The following is a 6,147-nucleotide window of genomic DNA, read 5'->3' as shown; positions in this document are numbered from 1 at the left end:
CACGCTTACCATCCCATTTGACACCGGCCGCGTGGTGATCCTCGGAGACCTGCATTTGGACAGCTTCTATCGGCTCGCTGTCGACCCGATCGCGCTCCTGAACCGTGAATACGCGCTCCAAACAGCAGGCGCGCTCATCCTCGCTGGCTATCAGCCGGACGGCTGGTTCGTCGGGCATTCTCACAGACGGTTACGCGCCAATGTCAGTCAAACGGACATCCGCAACGTCTCGCGCGGCTATGCCGAGGAGCTTGTGGCTGCATCGACATCCTATCTGCGCGCGGCTTGTATTTGGGAGAGCCATCGTGGACCCGAATGACAACGATAGCGCGCTCCTTCAGCAGCTGAAATCCATCGCGCCGGTCCGGGTCGATGGATACGAGGGAGGGACCCTGGTTCGATGGGACGACATCTCCCCCGACCTGATCGCGCTGATCCTGGAGGTGGCTCCCAAAATCGAACCGTTCCGGAGTGGGAGCGCGAGATACGTCCTGCCGCTCGAATGGGTGCTTGCGGTGGAGGATGCATGGCGCCTCGTCGCCGCCCGGATGCGCCTGCGATCGCTCGAACTGGCCGTCGTCGGGCCCAGCAAGTCTGACCTCGAGCATGCACCCATCCTGTTCGGTTGGGTGCCGATCAGGTCGGAGTACGGCACTCAGGCACATCTCGTCGGTAAGGTGGACAGTCATCCCGCACCGATCGGCCCGATGATCCGGACATCCCCGCTCTGCGGTCTTGACCGTGAGTTCAGATGGGCAAGGACGGTCTCACGATGGTACTGGCTCAGGGGCCAGTCGACCCCAGAAGACTTCCATCGAAAGTGGGGCAGGAAAGCCGACGGCATCGGCGCGATGGCAATTGAGGTCTGGGAAGCGCAAGCAATCTGCGCCGCAGACCAGATCAGCGAAGGGGTCAGGGAAGAATAAGATGTGCAGGACGTCAGTGGTGAAGCTCTGGCAACCGTTTCATTCTGACGCTACCCGACTCTTGCATTGCTATAAGAAAGCCCAATGCGAGGCAAAGTAGCGAACAAGCGGATGAACTGGTCTCGGCTCAGAAGGCGGTCATTCGCTACTGGCGGCTTGAAACTCCATATGCGGACTTTCCAGACGTTGCTAGGACTAGCTCGAATGGCCACCTTGAGTTTTACTCCCAAGATAAACCAAAGAGGTAGAAGAAATGCACGGCGAAGCCTTTGTTGTAACTGGAGCTGGGGGAGGTATCGGTCGCAGGATTTCTGAGCGCCTGTCGAAACGCGGCCTAGTAATCGCTCTCGATACGAACAAAGAGGCGTTGAGATGGACTGACATGTCCTCTACCTCATCGCACCTGGTTGCGATCGCAGGAGACGCCGCGGACGACACAATACTCGAAAGCGTTTTGGAACGAGTTTCTGACGCGAGCACCCTGCGTGGCTGGGTAAACAATGCGTCGGTTTTTCGGGATATCGACCTGCATACCTCCTCAAGCACAGACATGTACCAGCTTGTCCAAACCAACCTGGCCCCAGCAATCGCTGGATGTCGATGTGCGGTTCGGTCTTTCTTGAAAGCTGGCGTACCGGGCGCAATCGTCAACATTTCCTCTCATCAGGCACAACGACCGGTCCCGGGAGCCTTAGCCTACGCAACTTCGAAGTCGGCTATTGAGGGGCTGACCCGCGCGGTGGCAGTCGACTACGGTCCCGCAGGCATCCGCTGCAATGCGCTTGCCCTTGGCTCTATCGAAACCGACCGGTCAAGCGAGCATTTGTCGAACATGTCAGAAAAGGACCGAGATGCAGTCCTTTCGAGCCTGGCACGCATTCAGCCTCTGATGCCTTTTGGATCTACAGATGATGTCGCCGATGCCGTTGAGTTTCTTGTTTCGGATTCTTCGCGTTTCCTGTCTGGCACGGTTATTTCGCTGGATGGAGCTCGGGCAGCACACGGTGATGATCCTGAATCGCGGAATGTCCTAGAATAGCGCGACGATCCCAGATCAGTCATTCGCTGCGGCCCGTCGAAAGCGTAATGTGGGCTCTCAGCCGCCCTTCGTCTTTGCAGAGATATGGCGCGTGACGCCTGATGCGCAAACCTGCGGTTACACACAGCCTGAGCTGGTCAAAAGCGGCCCAAAACTGCGCCGCCGTCACCGGAAGTTCCTAGCGGGCCGAGTCGCCGATCCCACGAGGCGCAGGAACGCGGACAGAATCCACCGTTATTGCCGCGCAGATTTTGGCACGAGACTAATGTCGGAAGTGCAGGACTTTTGGTAAGCTTAGCTGCAGCTCATTCCAAATCGGAGAGTGTGGACATGATCGGCTTGAAGCACCCCATGATGAGACGCTTTTGGTCGAAAGGTATTTCCAAGGGCGGATTAAATCTCGGGTCTTCAGACATGGCTTTCTCAACAGCGTCGACGCTCGCCTTGTCCGGCCATTTTTGCCATGAGAACACTATCTTTTCATCGGGCTTTGCATCGACAGCACGCCGGAAATCTGTGTGCGTCCCGATGGGGACGTTGTCTTCCCAGGCCTCAACGATCTCCAGGCACCCATATTCGGTCAGGAGTTCTGCGGTACGTGCGGACCAATCACGATAGGCTTCAAGTTTGCCCTAGGGCACAGGGATTACAAAGCCAACAACATACATATCCAATCCTCCCGGATATCACCGCTCTTCTCCGCAAACCATATAATGCGACAGGTTCTCATCGAAAACACTACATGCAATTTGGGATGCGAAGTGGCCATCGGATGCCGCGCGTCATATCCGATCAGCCCGTGGTATTCCGCCGGCAGATTAGGCCGTATTTGTCCAGTGAGTTAGCTTCCTTCAACCTGACGAGACAGAAACCACTGCGTCCCGTCCGGTGAGCGCACGCCACCACGCCGGTCGCCATCACCCTTTTCTGCCATTGGCTGGATCACTTCTGCTCCAGCTGCAATTGCGCGTTCCATGGCGTCGTCAGGGTCCGGAAGATAAAGGTGAAGCATGGCAGATGGCCCATCTGCCTCGCCCATCATCAACACAGTGTCTCCGATGCGGCACTCTGCGTGCATGATGCCAACATCATCGCCCGCGATCACACGAAGCCGGGTTGCATTGAATACCGCCTCACAAAAGGCAATCACCGCCTCGGCATCCTTCACCAGAAGGTAAGGGGCAAGGTCCGTATATCCATCGGGTTTCCATGACATACGGCGATATTAACATGGTAACGGTGTTTCGCGAAACGGACCGCTTTTGGCGCTCGAAGATCAATTCACTTGGAACAGCCGCTCGAACTCTTTGATCCCGCTTGGCGAGAATGAAACCACCCTCGTCTTTTGATCGCGTTTGGCCCACCTCTTTTCTTCAAAGCGCGTGAGGAACGCCCGACCTAGGCTGCCTGCCAGATGCGATCTGCGTTCGCTCCAGTCCAGACATTCGCGGCACAGCGGCGCGCGGGCTTTGCGGAGCGCATCAAGGTCGATCTCGAATTTGGCTGCGAAAAGCGCGCCCGTGTCCGTCAGGGTCAGGTCGTCTCCGTCCAGCGTAATGTGCCCTTCGGCCATCATACTGTCGAACATCTGCGTACCCATGTCGCCGGCCAGATGATTGTAGCAAACACGCGCCTGCCGCAGCTCGGCATCCTTCGGCCCGGTGCGTTTGCGTAGATGGCCCGCGCCCGCCGCAAGACCCATCAAACCCTCTAGAACATGCGCCACCTCGTCGCCTGCCAGCGAGAAATACTTGTGCCGCCCCTGCTTGCGCGGGCGCAACAGCCCCCCACCATCCAATTTGGACAGATGCGAGCTGGCAGTCTGGATCGTCACACCGGCTTCTTCCGCGAGCTCGCTGACGGTCAGAGCTTTCCCGCTCATCAGCGCGGTCAACATATTTGCGCGTGCGGGATCACCGATAAGAGCGGCGATATGAGCGATGTCTGGACCTTCTTTCATGGTTCGACCTTAATCGAAGCATCAGCGGGAGGCAAATGTCTATGCTTGGCAAAACAAGCAAGAGGACTTTGCCATGCTGACCTGCGTGATCCGCTACCACATTGACCCGACGAAGAAGGCCCAGTTTGAACAATACGCTCGCAACTGGGGTCAGGCGATCCCACGCTGCGGTGCCGACCTGATCGGCTACTACGCGCCGCATGAGGGGTCATCGACGCTAGCCTATGGCATTTACAACGTGGCGAGCCTTGCCGACTATGAAGCCTACCGTGCACGGCTTTCGGCTGACCCGCTCGGGCGAGAAAACTATGAATTTGCCCAGAAAGAGAAGTTTCTGCTGCGCGAGGATCGGACGTGGCTCAAACTTGCCTCCGCGCCGCATGGGGACAAGGCATGATCGCGGTGATCTTCGAGGTCGAACCGGCTGAGGGGCGCAAGCAGGAATATCTCGATATCGCCGCCGAGATGCGCCCGATGCTGGATGAGGTCGAGGGATTCATCTCGGTCGAGCGGTTCCAGAGCCTGACCGATCCGCGCAAGATACTGTCACTGTCCTTCTTCGAGGATGAAGTGGCCATCGCCCGCTGGCGCAATCTCAGCGCCCATAGGGGCGCGCAGTCCAAGGGGCGCGGCGGCGTGTTTGACGACTACCGCCTGCGGATTGCCAGCGTGATCCGAGACTATGGCATGTTCGACCGCGCGCAAGCCCCTTCCGACAGCCGGAAGGCGCACGACGAATGAGTTCCGCCAATCTACGGACAGAATTGCCGCTGCTGGCGCTTCTCGCCCTGCTCTGGGGGTCGTCCTATCTGTTCATCAAACTTGCCGTGGCCGAGATACCGCCAGTCACGTTGATCGCGCTTCGGGTATTTGGCGCTGCCTTGTTCCTGATGCTGGTCATGAGCGCGCGGGCCGAAAGATTGCCGCGCGACGGACGGACATGGCGGATGCTTCTGCTTCAAGCGGTGTTCAACAGCATCGGTGCCTGGACGGTGCTGGCCTGGGGGCAGCAATATGTGGAGTCCGGCCTCGCGAGCGTGCTTAACTCGACATCGCCCATATTCGTCTTTCTGATCACCGCGCTCGTGACGCGCCATGAAGTCGTTGGCGGTCGCAAGCTGATCGGGGCAGCTCTCGGCGTGCTGGGGGTGGTGCTGATCGTCGGTGTCGATGCCCTGCGCGGTCTGGGCGATCAGGTCGCAGGACAACTTGCCTGCCTCGTCGGTGCCGTTCTTTATGCCGGGGCCGCGATCTACGGCAAACGCTTCGGCCATATCAGCGCGGTCGCGACCGCTACCGGCACGATGATCTGGGCCTCGGCCGTTCTGGTGCCGCTTGCCTTGGTGCTGGACCAACCGTGGACCCTCGCCCCGAGTGCTGTGGCAATCGCGGCGACGGCCGTGCTGTCAATTCTCTGCACGGGCGTCGCGCTGCTGGTATATTTCCGGCTGGTCCGCACACTTGGCTCAATGGGTGTTGCCAGCCAGAGTTATCTTCGGGCGGGCATCGGCGTTATCCTCGGCCTCGTGTTCCTCGGCGAGACGTTCACGCTGCCGGTTGCCTTTGGTCTGTTTGCCGCAATTGCCGGTGTCGCGCTAATCAATTGGCCTGCCAGAAAGAACACGAAGCAACGGTGATCCCTGATACGGCAACTGCTTAAGACGTCAGCTTGCAGCTACCAAGTTTACCTCGTCTTCTGTGAATCCGAACTTCGCAACCATCTCCCTGTGGGCTTCCGTTCCGAGAAATCCGGAAAGCATGCTGTCCACATCCTTGCGAAACTGTGTGTCGGCAAGGCTGAAGGCGAACGACCCGAATGCGGGCGGCTTTTCCTCCACGGACACAAGAACCAATTCCAAAGGCCAATCAGGATGCTGCTCGATGAACCCCGCATGTGCCCTACCGACGCTGGCGTAGGCATCGGCCTTGCCATTCCGCACGGCCTCAGCCGCCTCAGTATAGCGTTCGAATATGATGATCCGATCCTCGCTGACGCCAAACTCGACCGCAGACCGGTGCTGGAATTGGTCACGGATGACGGCCAGCCTGGCCTCGTTGTTCTCTGCAATAGACCCGTAGCCTTTGAGGCCCAGAGGATTTCTGAGGTGCCCCTAGATTTGTAGACGCTTTGCCCCCTAACTTTGAGGCGAGGAGGCCGACATGGGGACAAGCAATTACAGCGACGATTTCAAGCGGGATGCGGTGCATCAGATCACGGTGCG

The 6,147-nt window shown here is 58.4% G+C and carries 9 protein-coding genes and 1 pseudogene; 6 read left to right on the top strand and 4 right to left on the bottom strand.

Translation table 11 applies throughout. From position 1 onward, the window contains the following. The 3 genes from V8J85_RS19985 to V8J85_RS19975 form a co-directional block, all read left to right on the top strand. Positions 1–319, top strand: a 319-nt coding sequence (locus V8J85_RS19985) for a hypothetical protein (RefSeq protein ID WP_339955545.1), incomplete at its 5' end; no start/stop codon positions are given. Continuing rightward, complete coding sequence (locus V8J85_RS19980) at positions 306–926, top strand: DUF6634 family protein (RefSeq protein ID WP_339955544.1); 621 nt, start codon at positions 306–308, stop codon at positions 924–926. The genes V8J85_RS19985 and V8J85_RS19980, both read left to right, overlap by 14 nt. Before the next feature lie 253 nt (positions 927–1,179). After that, on the top strand, positions 1,180–1,965 hold the full coding sequence (locus tag V8J85_RS19975; RefSeq protein ID WP_339955543.1) for an SDR family NAD(P)-dependent oxidoreductase: 786 nt from the start codon (positions 1,180–1,182) through the stop codon (positions 1,963–1,965). 305 nt (positions 1,966–2,270) lie between these two features. Here the strand turns inward: V8J85_RS19975 and V8J85_RS20120 are convergent. The 3 genes and pseudogenes from V8J85_RS20120 to V8J85_RS19965 form a co-directional block, all read right to left on the bottom strand. Beyond that, positions 2,271–2,582 (bottom strand): annotated as a pseudogene (locus V8J85_RS20120) (DUF1428 domain-containing protein); the annotation flags it as partial. 224 nt (positions 2,583–2,806) lie between these two features. Then, the gene (locus tag V8J85_RS19970; protein ID WP_339955542.1) at positions 2,807–3,133 is read right to left on the bottom strand and encodes a VOC family protein; all 327 of its coding nucleotides are present in this window, start codon (positions 3,131–3,133) and stop codon (positions 2,807–2,809) included. Positions 3,134–3,241: 108 nt separating this feature from the next. Then, positions 3,242–3,925: an ArsR/SmtB family transcription factor gene (locus V8J85_RS19965; RefSeq protein WP_339955541.1), complete on the bottom strand. Its 684-nt coding sequence runs from the start codon at positions 3,923–3,925 to the stop codon at positions 3,242–3,244. A 73-nt stretch (positions 3,926–3,998) separates the two neighbouring features. On the opposite strand from V8J85_RS19965, the gene V8J85_RS19960 reads away from it, so the two are divergent. From V8J85_RS19960 to V8J85_RS19950, 3 genes are read left to right on the top strand one after another with little or no spacing between them, the layout of a single operon-like run. After that, positions 3,999–4,322 carry an NIPSNAP family protein gene (locus V8J85_RS19960; protein ID WP_339955540.1) on the top strand — a complete coding sequence of 108 codons (324 nt, stop codon included), beginning with the start codon at positions 3,999–4,001 and terminating at the stop codon, positions 4,320–4,322. Continuing rightward, positions 4,319–4,666, top strand: coding sequence for an antibiotic biosynthesis monooxygenase family protein (locus V8J85_RS19955; RefSeq protein WP_339955539.1), 348 nt, complete (start codon positions 4,319–4,321; stop codon positions 4,664–4,666). Before V8J85_RS19960 ends, V8J85_RS19955 begins: the two co-directional genes overlap by 4 nt. Further along, on the top strand, positions 4,663–5,562 hold the full coding sequence (locus tag V8J85_RS19950) for a DMT family transporter (RefSeq protein ID WP_339955538.1): 900 nt from the start codon (positions 4,663–4,665) through the stop codon (positions 5,560–5,562). The genes V8J85_RS19955 and V8J85_RS19950 overlap by 4 nt, the downstream gene beginning before the upstream one ends. A 27-nt stretch (positions 5,563–5,589) precedes the next feature. Here V8J85_RS19950 and V8J85_RS19945 read toward each other — a convergent pair whose 3' ends face one another. Further along, positions 5,590–5,865: a hypothetical protein gene (locus V8J85_RS19945; RefSeq protein ID WP_445285934.1), complete on the bottom strand. Its 276-nt coding sequence runs from the start codon at positions 5,863–5,865 to the stop codon at positions 5,590–5,592. Positions 5,866–6,147 lie beyond the last annotated feature (282 nt).

The organism is Yoonia sp. 2307UL14-13 (assembly GCF_037572755.1).
Classification (GTDB): Bacteria; Pseudomonadota; Alphaproteobacteria; order Rhodobacterales; family Rhodobacteraceae; genus Yoonia.
This window is presented reverse-complemented; position numbering and strand designations above follow the sequence as displayed.

Coding starts and splice junctions, on each gene's coding strand:
- V8J85_RS19975 (WP_339955543.1), top strand. CDS start 1,180: ATGCACGGCGAAGCCTTTGTTGTAACTGGAGCTGGGGGAGGTATCGGT.
- V8J85_RS19965 (WP_339955541.1), bottom strand. CDS start 3,925: ATGAAAGAAGGTCCAGACATCGCTCATATCGCCGCTCTTATCGGTGAT.
- V8J85_RS19960 (WP_339955540.1), top strand. CDS start 3,999: ATGCTGACCTGCGTGATCCGCTACCACATTGACCCGACGAAGAAGGCC.
- V8J85_RS19955 (WP_339955539.1), top strand. CDS start 4,319: ATGATCGCGGTGATCTTCGAGGTCGAACCGGCTGAGGGGCGCAAGCAG.
- V8J85_RS19950 (WP_339955538.1), top strand. CDS start 4,663: ATGAGTTCCGCCAATCTACGGACAGAATTGCCGCTGCTGGCGCTTCTC.